The organism is Mesobacillus campisalis, assembly GCF_000986785.1.
Classification (GTDB): Bacteria; Bacillota; Bacilli; order Bacillales; family Cytobacillaceae; genus Mesobacillus_B; species Mesobacillus_B campisalis.
In genome coordinates, this window is sequence record NZ_LAYY01000101.1 from 248,762 (window position 1) to 265,997 (window position 17,236).

A 17,236-nucleotide genomic window follows, 5' to 3' on the forward strand; every position below is an offset into this window, starting at 1 on the left:
TATAAAAAAACCTCGTGAATTGCTGGGAACTCTTTAATGGCTTGCTGGCTACAACGGAACTGGAAACGGTAAACGTGAAGGCTTAAAAACAAGTGAGTGGATAAAGACAACCAGCAGCCAAGCTCCTTAAAAGGAGAAGGTTCAACGACCATCGAAAACACGCTACATAAGCGGAAGTGAGTAGAGTAGGAATCAAGCGATTCCGAAGTGCGAGGACATTCCAAGTGGATGTAAGATATGGTCTGAACTCTGGGGTGACCTAGAGAGTTGATGTAGCGACTCAACGCAACAAATTGGCACAAATGATCATGCTGGCCGACTGGCATCCTGACATCATTGAATTCATCATTTCGAAAATGCAAAACCCCCGCATCCTCCGTTTCCTTATTGAAAACACCGAGGATGAAACGATTAAAAAGCATGCGAAGGAAAAATTGAAGTTCACTCCGCTGACCTTGCAGGAAGAAGCGATGTACCAGGGAATCGTGAACTATAAAAATATTCCGGGATACGGCGGCTTCAGCGCGGAAATCATCCAGGCGGCTGAAGAAAAGCTTCAGACAGGCGGAAACTATACTGTTCACAATCCGGAATTCCTGACAGGGGCAAACATATCTGTCACATTGACAAAAGAATTCATGGAAGCAGTCGAGAATGACGGCGATTTTGCATTACGCTTCCCTGATGTAGAGTCTTATGATCCAGAAACGATGGAGACCTACAACGAAGAATGGCATAAAGTCGGCGATGTCCGCGAATGGGAAAAGCTTGGCTATAAAGTGCGCACGTATAAAAAGATCAAGGCGAAAGAACTCTGGAACCTGATCAACATTTGTGCCACCTACTCCGCTGAGCCAGGCATCTTCTTCATCGACAATGCAAATGACGAGACAAACGCCCAAGCTTATGGGCAAAAGGTTGTTGCGACGAACCCGTGTGGGGAACAACCCCTCGCACCATACAGTGTTTGTAACCTTGCAGCTGTCAACCTTGCCGAAATGGCTGATAAAGAAACAAAGACAGTTAACTTTGAAAAATTAAAGCGCACAGTAGAAGTGGGCGTAAGAATGCAGGACAACGTCATTGATGCAACGCCTTACTTCCTTGAAGAAAACAAAAAGCAGGCACTTGGCGAACGCCGTGTCGGGCTTGGAGTAATGGGCCTTCACGATCTGCTGATCTACTGCGAAACAGAATACGGTTCAGAGAAAGGCAATGAGCTGGTTGATAAAGTATTCGAAACAATTGCTACCACTGCATACCGCGCATCAGTAGAACTTGCTAAAGAAAAGGGCAGCTTCCCATTCCTGGATGGTGAAACTGCAGAAGAAACGAATTCTTTAAGGAATGCGTTCATCAACACAGGCTTTATGAAAAAAATGCCTGAAGATGTACGCGAAGCCATCCTTGAAAATGGCATTCGCAATTCGCACCTGCTGACTGTGGCTCCGACGGGATCCACTGGTACAATGGTTGGCGTCTCTACAGGACTTGAACCATATTTCTCTTTCTCTTACTTCAGAAGCGGCCGTCTTGGCAAATTCATCGAAGTAAAAGCGGATATCGTTGAGGAATACTTGCAGCAAAACCCGGAAGCAGATCCAGATAACCTGCCAAACTGGTTTGTAACAGCAATGGAGCTTGCGCCAGAAGCGCATGCAGATGTACAATGCGTCATCCAGCGCTGGATTGACAGCTCCATCAGCAAGACCGTTAACGCGCCGAAGGGATACAGCGTTGAACAGGTGGAAGCCGTGTACGAGCGTCTTTATAAAGGCGGTGCAAAAGGCGGCACCGTTTATGTTGACGGCTCCCGTGATACACAGGTACTGACCCTAAAGGCGGAAGAAAACAGCTTTGAAGAAGAAGATAAAACAGCAAAGAAAGAAAAAGCAAAACAGCATGTCGTATTAGTGGACACCATCCATGAACTGCGTTCGACGAACGTGACCATCGGTTCAGAGGTTGGCAACACCTGCCCGGTTTGCCGTAAAGGCGAAGTCAAGGAAATTGGCGGCTGCAATACATGTACAAACTGTAACGCACAGCTTAAGTGCGGACTGTAAATAAAGCGAATGGAGCAGGACTATTAGAGTCCTGCTTCTTTTTTATTCACTGGAAAAATTTCGATAACCTCTTTTCCACCTTCAGGCTCATACTAACAAATAAGAAATCTGGAAGAAATGAGGTTGAAGGATGAAACCATTTACCCCCCAGCTCGTCTATATTGAACCGCAAGCTTTGGAATATCCCCTCGGCCGTGAGCTAAAGGAAAAGTTTGAAGGCATGGGCCTAGAAATCAGGGAAACCACTTCCCATAACCAGGTCAGGAACATTCCCGGAGACAATGAACTTCAGCAATACCGCAATGCAAAGTCGACTCTTGTCGTTGGAGTGAGGAGAACACTTAAATTTGATACGTCCAAGCCCTCCGCCGAGTACGCCATCCCTTTGGCAACAGGCTGCATGGGTCATTGCCATTACTGCTACCTGCAGACCACACTCGGAAGCAAACCCTATATCCGCACCTATGTCAATCTGGAGGAAATCTTTGAACAAAGCGAAAAGTATATTGAGGAAAGGAAACCGGAAATCACCCGGTTTGAAGCAGCCTGTACTTCCGATATCGTCGGCATTGACCACCTGACACATGCATTGAAAAAGACGATCGAATTCATTGGACAGACCGAATATGGAAGGCTGAGGTTTGTTACGAAATACCACCATGTTGACCATCTGCTTGATGCAAAACATAATGGGAAGACGCGTTTCCGCTTCAGTGTCAATTCGCGGTTTGTAATAAAAAATTTTGAACCTGGCACTTCGTCTTTTGATGAACGGCTTGAAGCAGCCCGGAAAGTGGCTGGCGCAGGCTATCCTTTAGGATTCATTGTCGCACCGATCTACCGCCATGAAGGATGGGAAGAAGGCTATCGTGAATTGTTCGAGCGCCTGCACCACTCGCTTGAGGGGATACAGCTGGGAGACTTGACCTTTGAACTGATCCAGCACCGCTTTACAAAACCAGCCAAAAAAGTCATCATGAAGCGCTATCCGAAGACAAAGCTTGAAATGAATGAAGAAGAACGCAAATATAAATGGGGGCGTTACGGCATTGGCAAATATGTCTATCAGCCCGAACAGGCCAATGAACTTGAAACCACGATCCGGGAGTACATCAAATCTTACTTCCCGGAGGCTGAAGTCCAATATTTTACTTGATTCCATAAATTTTCGCCTTGTACGCCGTACTATTTTACAGCGAATCCGCTTAAAGATGTAACAAGCAAGTTACTGACAGGGGTGGACTTGTATGTATATAGACGGCGTGTTTTCAGGCGGAGGGATCAAGGGATTCGCCCTTATTGGAGCTTATGCAGCTGTTGAAGAAAAAGGGTTTGCCTTCAAAAGGGTAGCCGGCACGAGTGCCGGCTCAATCGTTGCTGCCCTCATCACTGCGGGGTATACAAGCGGAGAAATAACCCGGCTTGTCGATGAAATGGACTTAAAAACTTTCATGGACTCACGGAACAATCTTATTCCTTCTGCTTTGGCAAAATGGCTGTTCATTTATTGGCGGCTCGGCCTGTATAAAGGAAAAGAGCTTGAAAAGTGGCTCACTGAAAAGCTTGCTGACAAAGGTTTAAGAACTTTTGGCGATCTCCCGCCAGATGCTTTGAGGATAGTCGCTTCAGACCTCACCAATGGAAGGCTGTTCATTCTTCCTGATGACTTGCCAAAATACGGAATAGACCCCCGTTCCTTTCCGATTGCCAAAGCTGTCAGGATGAGCTGCAGCCTTCCATATTTTTTTGAGCCAGTCAAATTGAAGGAATATGGGGGCGGGACCAGTGTTATTGTCGATGGTGGGGTCCTCAGCAATTTTCCAATGTGGCTGTTTGATAAGGAAAATGTAAAAAAAACCCGTCCGGTCCTGGGCATCAAACTAAGCCATAATCTTGCCGAACATCCCCGCCATGAAATCAAAAACGCCATCAGGATGTTCGAAGCTCTATTCGAAACCATGAAAGACGCTCATGATTCCAGGTACATTTCACGGAAGCATGAAAAAAATATCATATTTATTCCGACTGAGGGAGTATTGGCTACGGAGTTTCAACTGACCTCCGGCAAAAAACAGGATCTTATCCAGCTCGGGTATAAATGCGCCATGGATTTTTTCAGAAAGTGGGGCTATTAGCAAAAAAAATCGGGCTCAAAAGGAGGCCCGATTTTTCTTTTTCCCTTTCCTTCCTTCAATCACAGTCAGGTGGGATGCATCTTTCTTCTTTTTTCTTGCCGCGGACAGCGACCCGATTGGCGTGCGTTTGCCAGATGTATGGCTTTCTTTATGCTGGAATCGTTTTTTTGATTGTTTTGCTGCTTTATTGAATGCTCGCTGCTCATGTTTTTGAGGGCCAGCTTTGGAAAAACGATTAATGAGGAAAAAGATTACGGCAACAATCAACACCATTATGGCGATTGAACGGAAAAAACCGGCCGGATTATTAACCAGCTGCGAAATAATACCTATTATTGCAAGAGAGATTAATCCTGCAACAATATAAAATGACGTCCGATTTTTCAAAAAAGCCACCTCCCTATGAGCATCATGAGCAATTTTTTTTGTTTTTAAACCAGGAATGAAATTATTTATACAATTTCTCCAAGAGCAGAGGTTTTTCCTTCCCGGTTTCCAATAAAACCAAAGCCCCATAATTCTATACTTACCTATATCTTACTAAAAAAAACATCAAACCTCTAGGTTATCGCTTTGTTTCCCCGAAAAATAAGTGTGAACCAGCAAATGGATTTTATGCAATAGATTGAAGGGCGATGGACATAATAATAAAAGGAGGTGCTGCATGATGGGAGAAGAAAATGAAAAAAGGCTGGAACAAAACCAGCATGAAAAACCCATGTCTTTTATCAGCATGGTGATAATTACGGGACTGGTAGGCGGCATATTATGGAGTTCGCTCGCTTTGCTGGCATATGTTTTTAATTTTACCGAAATAAGGCCGAATGTAATTTTGGAGCCATGGGCACTCGGAGATTGGAAAAAGGGTTGGATTGGCACGGTCTTTTCGATTCTGTCCATCGGTCTCATATCAATTGGTGCTGCTATTGTATATTATGCACTTTTAAGGAAATTTGATAGTCTCTGGGTGGGGGCACTTTATGGAGGAGCACTATTCCTGCTCGTTTTTTATGTATTGAATCCTATTTTTCCAGGAATAAAGCCATTTTTGGAACTTTCCAGGAACACCTTGATCACTTCAGCGTGCTTTTATGTTCTGTTTGGGGTATTCGTCGGGTATTCCATCTCCTTTGAAGAAGCAGAGCGCAACGGGAAAAGGGATCAGAGAGAAGAAGCGCCAGCCTGATGGGTCTTACCTGTCCTCTTTGTTCTTCTAAGTAGTACGCAAGATTTCAGTTATGTTAGAATGTTCTTATTGAACATTCTTTTTTTCACGAGTTAGGAGAGGGTCCATATGGAAAAAATCCAAAAATTGCAGGAGCGGCTGGAAAGCCTTAGTCTTGATGCCATGCTCATTACAAGCAGCTACAACCGAAGGTATATGACCGGCTTTACTGGATCAGCCGGCGCAGTCTTGATTTCTGCAGGAAAAGCACAATTTATTACAGATTTCCGCTATACGGAGCAGGCTGCGGCGCAATGCAAGGGATATGAAATCATCCAGCACAAGGGGACGATTGCCAATGAAGTGGCTTCGCAGGTTAAAAAACTGGGTATAAGCAAACTGGGCTTTGAGGAAGACCATGTTACATTTTCAGCCTTCAAGGTGTTTGAGAAGGAAATCGGCGCCGAACTTGTCCCTGTTTCTGGAGAAATTGAAAAGTTACGCTTGATTAAGACAAAGGCAGAGATTAAGATATTAAAGGAAGCAGCAGATATTGCCGATGCTGCATTTAAACATATCCTTGATTACATTCGCCCCGGCTTGACAGAGCTTCAGGTGTCCAACGAATTGGAATTCCATATGAGGTCTCTGGGAGCAGCTTCCTCTTCATTTGATATCATTGTCGCTTCCGGACATCGTTCGGCCCTTCCGCATGGCGTTGCCAGTGACAAGGTGATCGAATCCGGCGATTTTGTGACCCTCGATTTTGGAGCGTACTATAAAGGATACGTTTCGGACATTACCAGAACAGTAGCAGTAGGACAGCCATCCGATAAACTAAAGGAAATTTATCAGATTGTACTGGATGCCCAATTGCGCGGTGTTGCTGGAATCAAGCCGGGATTGACCGGGAAGCAGGCAGACGCTTTAACAAGGGATTATATCACTGAACATGGATATGGAGAATATTTCGGACATTCGACAGGCCATGGCATCGGCCTTGAGGTTCATGAAGGCCCCGGACTTTCGTTCAAATCCGATGTGGTACTTGAAACCGGGATGGTTGTCACCGTTGAACCGGGAATTTACATACCTGGCCTTGGCGGAGTCAGGATCGAGGATGATATTGTCATTACTGAAGACCAGAATGAGCGGCTTACACATTCAACTAAAGAGCTGATTATTCTTTAAGAAAAGCTAGGAGGACTAACATGATTTCAGTTAACGATTTTAAAACAGGCTTGACGATTGAAGTGGATAATGGCATTTGGCGTGTCATGGATTTTCAGCATGTGAAACCAGGAAAAGGCGCCGCTTTTGTCCGATCCAAACTTCGCAACCTGCGCACTGGCGCTGTCCAGGAAAAAACGTTCCGCGCAGGCGAGAAGGTTGGGAAAGCACAGATTGACAACCGCAAAATGCAATATCTGTATGCAAACGGAGATCAGCATGTCTTCATGGACAATGAATCCTACGAGCAAATTGAACTGCCGGCAGCATCCATTGAGTACGAGTTGAAATTCCTTAAGGAAAATATGGAAGTATCCATTATGATGTATCAAGGTGAAACTCTCGGAGTGGAGCTTCCGAATACAGTTGAACTTGAAGTGACTGAAACTGAGCCAGGAATTAAAGGTGATACTGCTTCAGGCGGATCCAAGCCTGCAACTCTTGAAACAGGCCTTACTGTTCAAGTCCCATTCTTTATTAACCAGGGAGATCGCCTGATTATCAATACTACTGAAAGCTCTTATGTTTCCCGCGCATAATGCAAAACCTGCTTGCCCTTGCAAGCAGGTTTTTTTATTCACCAATTAGTAATATTTTTTCACTATTTATATAGTTGCTTTCTGATAAAATAACCCTGAAATCATCTTAACTTAAGTGGGTGACATTATTGAAAAGATTGAGTGCTTTAATTGTAACCGGGTTACTGACCATAGGGCTTGCTTCTGGATGCAGTTCAGGGGCTGAAACCCAGGAGCTTGTTCTTGAAACCAAACATGCCGCTATGCCGGATTATGTTCTGAACTCGTCCCCGATTGTCCAGGAGACTTATTTAATGGCAGCTAATTATCCCGAGGTCCTTGCTTCTGTTCCTTGTTACTGTAATTGTAATGCAAGCGCCGGCCATATGAATAATCTTGATTGCTTTGTTAAGGACATGGGGCCGGATCATGCTGTGAACGAATGGGATCCCCATGGCATAGCCTGAGACATTTGTGTAGATATCGCCCGGGAGGCGGTAGAAATGGAACAGGATGGAAAAGACATTAAGGAAATTTACCGGTTAATCACGAAAAAGTACGAGAAGTATGGAAATCCGACACCAACATCCGCTCCACAATAGGAGGGAAAAATGCGGAAAATAATATTTTGGCTGTCTGCAGCAGGGATTATTTTGGCAGTTGCAGTAACAGCTTTTATTTCTCAAATGCCTAGCAAGGAAGAAAAGGTTTATATCCAGCAGGGCGAAAAGCTGTATAACCAGCTTTGCCTTGCCTGCCATGGCGAAAATGGCAAGGGCGAGGGTACGCTGGCCGGTACCGCTCTCAATAATCAGAATTACCTCAGCATCTATACCAATGAAGATCTTTCAAAGCATATTGAAGATGGCAGGCCGGAGGCGATGATGCCGGAGTATGGATCGATCCTGGAAAAGGAGCAAATTGGCCAGCTGGTTTCCTACATTAGGAGCTGGCAAACAAAGCCTGTGGAAATGGAGGCTCTGACAGCATTCGATGGCGATCCGTTAAACGGGGGAAAACTCTTTAACCTATATTGTGCCAATTGTCATGGCTTGACAGGCAGCGGGTTGAAAGGAACAGCTACAGCTATCACCCATCCCAACCGATTGGAGCAGACAACAGATGAACAAATGTGGCTGTCAGCGGCCTATGGCCGGGAAAATACGCGGATGGGCCCGTCCCTCAAGGGACTGGAGGGTGTAAGGCAGCTGGAAGAGCAGCAAATCACCGATATTATCAGCTATATTCGCCAGGACTTAGTAAAAAATTATGACCCTCGGGAATCACAGCTTCATCCCTCTGAAAATGCAGAATCAAACACACCAGATGAAAAAGAGCCTTCCACAAATCAATGATGGAAGGCTATTTCTTATTTTTGGGAATGACGGCTCAATGAGGCCGCTCCACTTCTCCCGTCCACTCGTTCATCCCGCCGCTCATGTCGTAAATACACTATTAAGAACATGATTATAGTGTTAAAACTCATCCGAAGGAATTGGTGAATACTTTTTGTGGATTTTTTGACAGAATCCTAAAGTTTTTTGCGGGGTAACAAAATGTTCAAATCTCCCTGAGCGTTTTCCCCCAAAGCCTACTATAGTTAAAATTAGCAAGACATTAAATGTGATAGAAACGACCCGAAATAAAGGAGGATCTGCATGTTAAAAAAATGGCTGTCGATCATCATGGCCTTTTTCATTTCCGCATCTTTTGTTCTAAACAGCGCACAGGCACAAGAACGCTTTGTAGCCGAGAATTTTCCTTATAAGGAAATGACCATTCAGGTTATGCCGGAATTCGATTACCCCGAGAATTGGAAGGGAGACAAACCAAGCCTGCTTAGTGCCTTTTACGGAACAATAACAAATGAGAGCGGGCAGGATTTTAAAGGTGAACTGGAATTCCCGGTCCCTGCAGAAGATGGGAATTTCAGCGTGTATCTTGTTGCCGAGTTCCCTGCAGAGGATAAGCCGGAAATCCAGCGTCCGCACAAGGTGGATAAAGAAAAGGGGGTGCTGACATGGCAGCCTGCCGAGGGCATAAAAAAGGGGCAAAGCTATCAGTTTGTCATTGAATATTATTCAAGTCCGTTCATGGTGTCCGGAGCAGAGAAAGAGTTTGAATTCAGCTACAATCCTCCCGCAGGAATTGACCAGTTGAACATCATCGTTTTCACCCCCGTCAAGGCGGAAGCTTTCAAGCTTAATCAGCAGGCGGATAATATATCCAAGAGTGATTATGGCCAAGAACTCCATTATTTCCAGTATTCGAATGTCAAGAAGGACAAGCCTGTTTCCTATACGGCATCCTACATAAAAGATGGCCACGAATCAACGCTTTCCCTGATCAGCAAGCAAAACCCTCCAAATGATGAAAACCATAACGGATCGAGTGAAGGGGAGCCGGAGCTTCGAAACAGTTCAGGGACGCCTGGAACCTCTCCAATCATCGGAACGGCCGGGGCTATAATTATCGGAATATCCGTCATCATTGCCGGGGCCTTCATCTATTACGGCCTTATGGGCAAGGCACCGAACACTAATGCGCAAAATAACCGCAGCAAAACTCCTGCCAGAAAAGCAAGTTATGTTGCTCCTAAAGCCAGGGACATTGCCGAAGAGAAGAAACAACTGCGGAACAAGCTTTTGACAGGAAAAATAGATGAAAAAACATATGAAGAAAAAATGAGAAAACTAATTTAAAGGAGTGAGAGGAATGAAAAAGAACACTCTTGTCATGATTGGAGGATTTGCAATCGCCGGGGCCATTCTATTATTGCTTCTTGCGGCAACCCCGGCATCCAGCGGAGTGGAACTGAAATTGAAGGAGCTAGTTGAGAATGGCGAGAAGTACAGAGAGAACTATATTACAGTTGAAGGCTTGCTTATCGAGGAGTCGATCAAATGGAACGCGGATGAAATTCTTCTGGAATTTGAAGTTCAGGACGAGGAAGGAAACAGGTTGAGGGTATCCCACCAAGGAGTAAGGCCGGACAATTTCTCTGAGGGTGTCATTGCGATTCTTCAAGGCTTCATTCAAGAAGATGGGACGTTTGAGGCTGAAACGGTAAAAACAAGATGTCCTTCGAAATATGAAGGCGAAGATATGGAAAATTATGACCCTGAATTCCATAAAGACAAACTAGACAAGTCCCCGGAAGAGGGAACTGATTAGACTAGAAGAAGGTGGACAATATGTATTTACTGGGTAACGCAGCAATCTATTTGGGGCTGGCCATGGCTGTTTATTCCCTGGTCATTCTTATGGCAGGCATTAAAACCAAGCAGCAGCGGCTTGTCAACAGCGGAAAAGGCGGGGTGCTGGCTGTCTTTATTTGTACAGCAGTGGCAGCGGCTGTATTGCTCTATCTTTTGGGAACCTCCCAATTTGTCTATGAATATGTCAATAATTACACGAGCAGCGAACTGCCAATGGGGTATAAGCTGGCTGCTTTATGGGCGGGTAATTCAGGCTCCCTGTTATTATGGACATTCTTTTTAACCATGTATACCGCCATGATTGCCTACTCCAGAAAAATGAAAGGCAATCCCATGGTTCCCTATATTTCTGCCATCTTGCTTGTCAATACGATTTTCTTTTACATTGTGCTTGGCTTTGTAGCCCAGCCTTTCACCATGCTTGATTATGTGCCTGCTGAAGGAAGGGGCCTGAATCCGATGCTTCAGAACCCGGGCATGATTGTTCATCCTGTCACGCTTTACCTTGGGTATGTTGGTTTGGCTGTGCCGTTTGCTTTTGCCATGGCTGCCTTGATCCTGAAAAATATGGACGACTTCTGGATTAAGATGACCAGACGGTGGACCATCATCGCGTGGCTTTTCCTGACGCTTGGCAATATCCTGGGCGGACAATGGGCTTATGTAGAGCTGGGCTGGGGAGGATACTGGGCATGGGACCCGGTTGAAAATGCATCCTTTATGCCATGGCTGACCGCAACTGCCTTCCTTCATTCCGTCATGATCCAGGAACGAAAAAATATGCTGAAGGTTTGGAACATCTCGTTAATCATCCTGTCGTACGCTTTGACCTTATTCGGAACCTTCCTTGTGCGGAGCGGAGTACTCACCTCTGTACATGCTTTCGCTGATTCAAACCTTGGTATGTACTTCCTGATATTCATGGGCATTGCTGTTGTTGGAGCCCTTTATGTATTAATGAGCCGATACCATCTTTTAAAAAGAAGTGCAGGGGAATTCACATCATTTGTCTCAAAAGAGAGCAGCTTCTTAATCAATAACCTGCTTCTTGTCGGTTCAGCCTTTGCTGTCTTTTGGGGCACAATCTTCCCGCTTGTATCCGAGGCCGTCCGCGGCACGAAGGTTACGGTCGGGATCCCTTTCTTCAACACCGTACAGGCACCGATCCTCCTTGGAATGATGTTTGTAATGGCCGTGTGCCCGCTGCTTGCTTGGCAGCGCTCATCGGCAAAGAATTTGAAAAAGAACTTCCTGCTGCCTTCCATCCTGAGTCTTGCCGGCATGACGTTGATGGTTACGCTGGGAATTCAAAAAGCATGGGCGGTAATCGGGTATGGAGTCATCATTTTCCTGTTCATCACGCATTATTTCGAGTTTTACAGAGGAGTAAAAGCCAGGAGAAAGATGACAAAGGAAAGGATCCCTACTGCGCTCTATAAGCTGATGACAAAAAACAGGCGGCGCTATGGCGGCTATATTGTCCATATTGGGATTGCGTTTATCGCCATGGGCATTATTGGCTCACAAAATTACGATGTTGAAACAATGAAGACGTTAAAGCCTGGAGAGTCTGTTGACATCGAGGATTACCGAATCACATACGAACGCCTTGACCAGCGGTCGGAAGGGATAAACGATATTGTGTATGCGGATTTGACCGTTTTTAAGAATGGGGAAAGGCTGGGAGTCTTCCAGCCGGAAAAAATATTCTACGGCAACTGGGATCAGCCTTCTTCCGAAGTTGCTCTGCAAACTTCCATTGCAGAGGATTTGTACATGGTGTTAAGCACTTGGGAAGAGAATGGAACGGCTACTTTCATCATTAAGATAAACCCAATGATCAGCTGGCTCTGGATTGGCTCCGTCATGGTCGTAATCGGTTCTCTGTTTGCCATCTGGAATGGAAGGTACCAGAATATCACGCCAAAATACACTGGTGTAATGAAAGAGGTGGCATAAAGTGAAGAGGAAACTTGCATTCTGTTTCCTGCTCCTGCTGTTCGGACTGCAATCCTTCCTGCTGCAAACACATGCAACGGAGACCAATAATGAAAACGACTACAAGTCTCCGGAGTTCAAGGCCGTTGCTTCCCAGTTCATGTGCACCTGCGGCTGCGGTCAGGACCATTATGCCTGTGATATGGCTGGCTGTGCAAACACGGACGCTTTTAAGGCGGATTTGATCTCGATGATGAAAAAAGGAATGGATAAGGATGAGATACGTGAGTATTACGTCGGGATGCTGGGGGAGGAAATTCTTACGGCTCCGGAAAAGAAGGGTTTCAGCTTGACTGCCTGGGTGCTTCCATTTGCCGCCATTGGCGGTGCAGGAACAGGGATATTCCTTCTTCTCCGCAGATGGGTGAGCGGCAGGGGTAAAGAAAGCACCCCGGAGGAAGTCCTGGCGATAGAGGATGAAGTGGAGGAGGAAATTCTTTCTTCCATCATTGATGAAGAACGCAAAAAGTACCTTTAGGATGTGAACAAAAATGCCAGAGATTACAATTATCTCGATGGTTCTAACGGCAGCTCTTGTGCTTGTCTCGCTATTTCTGACGGCGTACCCCTATTTTACCTGGGATGCCTATGTAACCAAGCAATCCAACCCAATAAACGAGAACCACTCAAAGGAGGAATTGTTGACTACCTTAAACGAACTGGAATTTGATCATAAAATGGGGAAGCTGTCAGATACTGATTATTTTCATTTGAAAAAACAATATGAAATCCAGGTTGGCAAGATAATCAGAGCAAATGAGCAAAAAGCCTCCCATGAACATGATAACAGCCTGCTGGAGGAAGTGGAACGGGAAATAGAGGAAACCATTAGGAAACACAAACTGACCAAGCGAGACGGAATGAAATGAAAAGAATTGCCATTCTGTTTCTATCTCTCATGTTTATACCCTTGATACAGGCTGAAGCCATTGCAGAGCCGATTCGGGTTGATATGCATTATCTTGTTGTCGACCCTATGGAAGACGGAAACATCCTTGTTAAGCACATGGTCACCTATTCCAATATTGGCAGTGAGGTATACAAAGGTGCAGGAGAAGAAGGTGTTTTGACAATTCCGCTTCCTCCGGGAGCCATAAACCTGCAGGTACAGGAAGATGGTCCAGGGGTAATCAAGAGCAATAACTCTTTTTCTACTTCCAAGCCGATCCAGCCAAACGAATCACAAGTCCTTTCCTACAGCTATGAAATTCCAGCGGGCGTCCCTGTGGTGCTGCAGCCGGACTATTCCCTCGAAGCCATGCAGATTCTTATTGCGGAAGGCGATGGCAGTTTAAAGTTTGCACATGCAGGCATAGGCGCCCCACAGACGATGCAAATAGACGGCACTTCCTACTGGCTCTACAATGTGGCTAATAATGAGGCGGGCAAGGAAATCAAGTTTTCATATTCGAAAGATGATGTTCAGCCTGCTGCTGCTTCAACAGAGGCTCCCCAGAATGCCCACCCTTCGAAGGAGTCTGGGCAAACCGGCAGCACTGTCACGAAAACATCTCCCGAGTTCCATAACCCGGGGCATATCAGAATGTGGGATCAGTCCCCATTGAAAAGGTTTGACCCCCATATCCTTATGATTGTCTTCGGAGTCATTGCTATTGCAGGAATGGGCTATTATTCGTATTTTAGGTGGAAGAGGCAGCTTGAAGGAAAAAAACTTGGTGAAGACCGTTATGAATCCGAGTTCCGGCAGCTTCTGGCCAGACAGAATGCGATTATGGACAGGATTGCGGAGCTTGGGGAAAACCATTCCCACGGGAAAATAGGCGCCGGGGAATACCAGGCGAAACTTGCGGCCTACAAGGATCACTTAATTACTGTGAAGCAAAATCTCCGTCAATTTGTGGAGTAGGGAGGCAGACGATGAAGAATAAATTAGCCAGAATACTGGTTCTGCTCATGATTATCAGTGCCTTTGCCTATTTTGCAATAAACCTTGATAAAGGAAATAGCGCTTCCGGGCTTGGCAAAAAAGCGCCCGACTTCCAGCTTGAGGATATGGAAGGGGAGAGGAGAAGCCTATCCGAGTTCAAAGGGAAGGTCGTAGTGCTCAATTTTTTCGCCACCTGGTGCGGCCCTTGCGTGGATGAGGCTCCTGAACTGGAGAAGTTCGAACAGGAATACGGGCAAGAGATCCAGCTTCTAATCATCGATTTGGGCGAGACAAGGGACCGGGTAAAGAAATTTACTGATACGCACCAAACCACCTCTACCTATCTATTTGATTACAAGATGGATGTCAAAGACCAGTTTGCGGTAACTGGCCAGCCGGAAACCTTCGTAATCGACAAAGATGGTGTGATTCGGGAACATTATAAAGGACCCATAACGAAAGAGGGGTTATTTGATTTGGTAAAAGAATATTGATGAGGAAAGGCCCGGGGTTCATGTTCCGGGCCTTGTTTGTTTTTTGTAGGAATATCTTACGGTAACGGCAGCGGAGATTTTGATGCTTCCCGGTTCAACAGGGACGGACCCGGTGGAGGCATCCATTGCCATAAGTGGTGGAAGGTCGGAGACATGCTCTTCCACCACTTCGTCTGGCACTTGATGGATTTGGACTCCAATGGAATTTGCAATAGCCGATGCTTTGCTGAAGGCATCATTCATTGCCAGGGTTAATGCTCTAAGGGTAAGCTGCTGGGAAATGGAGGATGAAAAGGTGATGCCCGCAAGTTCGTTGGCGCCGCTGTTCAAGGCATATTCCACTACCGTTCCGGCTCTTTCAGGCCCAGGCACATTCACGGTGAGCATATGTGTGACCCGATAGCCCTTGAATTCCTGCTTGCCATCTTCAAATTGATAGTAAGGTTCAATCCTGTAGTCCGTTGTCTGGATTTGCTCCCTGCTGAGTCCCAGCTGGATCAGTGCGGTTAATACGGCATTGATCCTGCTGGCATTTTCCGACTGTGCTTTTTGCAGGTTTTCATCCTCAGTAACGGCACCAATTACAATGCTTGCCGTATCTGGTCTGGCAGTTACAATACCTTTTCCCCGAACCAAAATAGTTGCACGTTTATTTACACCCGCCACTTTCTCCTGCCCTGAATGCATCCTAACCACTCCGTTACAGTTGTTTCTAGCATATATATGGATTGTGCCTGAATCCATTCCTGTCTTTTATTCTCTGCCAGCAGCTCCGGGGGATATATCGGTATTATTTCCGCTGTTATATTCAGGATCGGACTTCCGGGGTGTTTGATTGTTGCGTGCTCCTCCAATATACCGGTTTTTAAGGTCCCTCTGCTTTTTCTGAAAAGTCTTATGATTATTAACCATGGACAACTCTCCTTTCTCCTTTATTATTTTCCGTTTCCTCCTTTATATGTGCTCTTTAACCCTGTGCCGACAACTGAATTTGTCTCATTCAACACTTGGCGCGAAGTCATAATGTGTCCAAGCGTGCATACATTTTAAGTAATGGGAGGGATTAGTCAGGAGGAATAGATATGCAGGAGATTATGTCTTTTTTGCCAAAACGTATTTGTGACGTCCTCAGTGAGGTTCCCTTTGTTGAGCAGGGACCGGAAGAGATCCGTGTTAGGATCCAAAGGCCGCTGGAATTGACGGTTCGCGGAAAGCCTGTCTTTTTGCCTTATATCGTGACCCCGGAAGATGGAATTCAGCTATTGAATAAGCTCGGGAATTTTTCCATGTACACCCTTGAAGAGGAATTGAAGCGCGGATATATCACTATTGCAGGCGGACACCGGGTCGGCTTAGCCGGAAAAGTAATATTGGAAGAAGGCAGAGTGAAAGCGATTAGAGATGTTTCGTCCTTTAATATACGGATAGCCCGGGAGAAAATTGGCATTGCTGAACAAATTGCCCCGCAAATTTTTGACCAGGGATGGCTTCACACAATGATTATCGGTCCTCCCCAAACTGGAAAGACGACTTTATTAAGGGATATCGCCAGGCTGATTTCCACTGGCTGCCCAAAGCTTCCTGTTCCATCCATGAAAGTGGGAATCGTGGATGAGCGATCCGAGATTGCCGGCTGTGTGCATGGTATCCCACAGCTAACTTTTGGACCTAGAGTCGATATCCTTGATTCCTGCCCCAAAGCGGAAGGAATGATGATGATGATCCGTTCCATGAGTCCTGATGTGCTAATAGTGGATGAAATAGGGAGAGAGGAAGATGCGGCTGCCATCATGGAGGCTGTCAATGCTGGAATAAAGCTCGTTATGACCACACATGGAAATAAACTTGAGGACATCGACAGGCGACCAACCTTAAGGCCGATATTACAGCAGGGCATTTTCCAGCGTTTCATTGAACTAACAAGAACAACAGGACCAGGGACGGTCGCCTCAATCAAGGATGGAAATGGACAAGAGTTCGATCTTAAAGCGAAGGTGACCTAAAATGATCAAATTATTGGGTGCAGCATTGATCATTACGGCGACCACTTGGACGGGCATAGAGGCATCAAGGCATTTTAGTGAACGGCCCAGGCAGCTGAGGCAGCTGAAATCGGCACTCCAGGCGCTGGAAGCAGAAATCATGTTTGGCCATGCACCTCTCCATGAAGCTTCCAGAAAAATCGGAAACCAGCTTACAGAGCCTGTTTCCTCCATATTTGCCACCTTTGCCAACAAACTGGAAAGTGCCGAAACAACAGCTGGCGCAGCCTGGGAAGAGAGCCTGAAGCTCACCTGGAAGGACACTGCTCTAAGACGCGGGGAATTTGAAATACTCAAGCAATTTGGGGAAACCTTGGGACGCCATGATCGCTACTCCCAGCAAAAACAAATCATCTTGACAATGACACATCTGGAAAGGGAAGAAGCGGATGCATGCGATCGCCAGCTCAAATATGAAAAAATGGTCAAGAGTCTCGGGTTTTTATCCGGATTGTTACTAATCATCTTATTGATGTAGTTAA

The 17,236-nt window shown here is 45.8% G+C and carries 18 protein-coding genes and 1 pseudogene; 17 read left to right on the top strand and 2 right to left on the bottom strand.

Annotated features, from left to right (window positions below):
• Positions 1-296: 296 nt before the first annotated feature.
• The 3 genes and pseudogenes from WQ57_RS25165 to WQ57_RS25175 form a co-directional block, all read left to right on the top strand.
• Positions 297-2,066 (top strand): annotated as a pseudogene (locus WQ57_RS25165) (vitamin B12-dependent ribonucleotide reductase); the annotation flags it as partial.
• 130 nt (positions 2,067-2,196) lie between these two features.
• Positions 2,197-3,222, top strand: a complete 1,026-nt coding sequence (splB, locus tag WQ57_RS25170) for a spore photoproduct lyase (protein WP_046526365.1) — start codon at positions 2,197-2,199, stop codon at positions 3,220-3,222.
• A 91-nt stretch (positions 3,223-3,313) separates the two neighbouring features.
• Positions 3,314-4,201: a patatin-like phospholipase family protein gene (locus WQ57_RS25175; protein ID WP_046526366.1), complete on the top strand. Its 888-nt coding sequence runs from the start codon at positions 3,314-3,316 to the stop codon at positions 4,199-4,201.
• Positions 4,202-4,216: 15 nt separating this feature from the next.
• On the opposite strand, the gene WQ57_RS25180 is transcribed toward WQ57_RS25175, so the two are convergent.
• A complete protein-coding gene (locus tag WQ57_RS25180) occupies positions 4,217-4,717 on the bottom strand; it encodes an SA1362 family protein (RefSeq protein WP_277620316.1) in 501 nt (166 codons plus the stop codon).
• A gap of 151 nt (positions 4,718-4,868) precedes the next feature.
• On the opposite strand from WQ57_RS25180, the gene WQ57_RS25185 reads away from it, so the two are divergent.
• The 12 genes from WQ57_RS25185 to WQ57_RS25240 all read left to right on the top strand — a co-directional run bounded on the left by WQ57_RS25185 (position 4,869) and on the right by WQ57_RS25240 (position 14,712).
• Positions 4,869-5,387, top strand: coding sequence for a YqhR family membrane protein (locus WQ57_RS25185; protein WP_046526476.1), 519 nt, complete (start codon positions 4,869-4,871; stop codon positions 5,385-5,387).
• 108 nt (positions 5,388-5,495) lie between these two features.
• Positions 5,496-6,557, top strand: coding sequence for a M24 family metallopeptidase (locus WQ57_RS25190; RefSeq protein WP_046526367.1), 1,062 nt, complete (start codon positions 5,496-5,498; stop codon positions 6,555-6,557).
• A gap of 20 nt (positions 6,558-6,577) precedes the next feature.
• Positions 6,578-7,135, top strand: coding sequence for an elongation factor P (gene efp / locus WQ57_RS25195; RefSeq protein ID WP_046526368.1), 558 nt, complete (start codon positions 6,578-6,580; stop codon positions 7,133-7,135).
• A gap of 128 nt (positions 7,136-7,263) precedes the next feature.
• Positions 7,264-7,716: a PCYCGC motif-containing (lipo)protein gene (locus tag WQ57_RS27260; RefSeq protein ID WP_338151922.1), complete on the top strand. Its 453-nt coding sequence runs from the start codon at positions 7,264-7,266 to the stop codon at positions 7,714-7,716.
• Between the two features lie 9 nt (positions 7,717-7,725).
• Complete coding sequence (locus WQ57_RS25205) at positions 7,726-8,469, top strand: c-type cytochrome (protein WP_052948882.1); 744 nt, start codon at positions 7,726-7,728, stop codon at positions 8,467-8,469.
• A 303-nt stretch (positions 8,470-8,772) separates the two neighbouring features.
• Positions 8,773-9,816, top strand: a complete 1,044-nt coding sequence (locus WQ57_RS25210) for a hypothetical protein (protein ID WP_046526370.1) — start codon at positions 8,773-8,775, stop codon at positions 9,814-9,816.
• Positions 9,817-9,829: 13 nt separating this feature from the next.
• Positions 9,830-10,288: a cytochrome c maturation protein CcmE gene (locus tag WQ57_RS25215; RefSeq protein WP_046526371.1), complete on the top strand. Its 459-nt coding sequence runs from the start codon at positions 9,830-9,832 to the stop codon at positions 10,286-10,288.
• 20 nt (positions 10,289-10,308) lie between these two features.
• Complete coding sequence (locus tag WQ57_RS25220) at positions 10,309-12,291, top strand: heme lyase CcmF/NrfE family subunit (RefSeq protein WP_046526372.1); 1,983 nt, start codon at positions 10,309-10,311, stop codon at positions 12,289-12,291.
• Between the two features lies 1 nt (position 12,292).
• Positions 12,293-12,808, top strand: a complete 516-nt coding sequence (locus tag WQ57_RS25225) for a cytochrome c-type biogenesis protein (protein WP_046526373.1) — start codon at positions 12,293-12,295, stop codon at positions 12,806-12,808.
• A 13-nt stretch (positions 12,809-12,821) separates the two neighbouring features.
• A complete protein-coding gene (locus WQ57_RS25230) occupies positions 12,822-13,199 on the top strand; it encodes a hypothetical protein (RefSeq protein ID WP_241481650.1) in 378 nt (125 codons plus the stop codon).
• Entirely contained in the window at positions 13,196-14,197 is a 1,002-nt protein-coding gene (locus WQ57_RS25235) for a hypothetical protein (RefSeq protein WP_046526374.1), read from the top strand. Before WQ57_RS25230 ends, WQ57_RS25235 begins: the two co-directional genes overlap by 4 nt.
• Before the next feature lie 11 nt (positions 14,198-14,208).
• A complete protein-coding gene (locus WQ57_RS25240) occupies positions 14,209-14,712 on the top strand; it encodes a TlpA family protein disulfide reductase (protein WP_046526375.1) in 504 nt (167 codons plus the stop codon).
• An 18-nt stretch (positions 14,713-14,730) separates the two neighbouring features.
• Here the strand turns inward: WQ57_RS25240 and WQ57_RS25245 are convergent, their stop codons facing one another.
• Entirely contained in the window at positions 14,731-15,399 is a 669-nt protein-coding gene (locus WQ57_RS25245) for an SIMPL domain-containing protein (protein WP_046526376.1), read from the bottom strand.
• Between the two features lie 395 nt (positions 15,400-15,794).
• Between WQ57_RS25245 and spoIIIAA the strand changes: the two genes are divergently transcribed.
• Both spoIIIAA and spoIIIAB read left to right on the top strand, forming a co-directional pair.
• A complete protein-coding gene (gene spoIIIAA, locus WQ57_RS25250; RefSeq protein WP_046526377.1) occupies positions 15,795-16,715 on the top strand; it encodes a stage III sporulation protein AA in 921 nt (306 codons plus the stop codon).
• 1 nt (position 16,716) lies between these two features.
• Positions 16,717-17,232, top strand: a complete 516-nt coding sequence (gene spoIIIAB / locus WQ57_RS25255; protein ID WP_046526378.1) for a stage III sporulation protein SpoIIIAB — start codon at positions 16,717-16,719, stop codon at positions 17,230-17,232.
• The last annotated feature ends 4 nt before the right edge of the window (positions 17,233-17,236 follow it).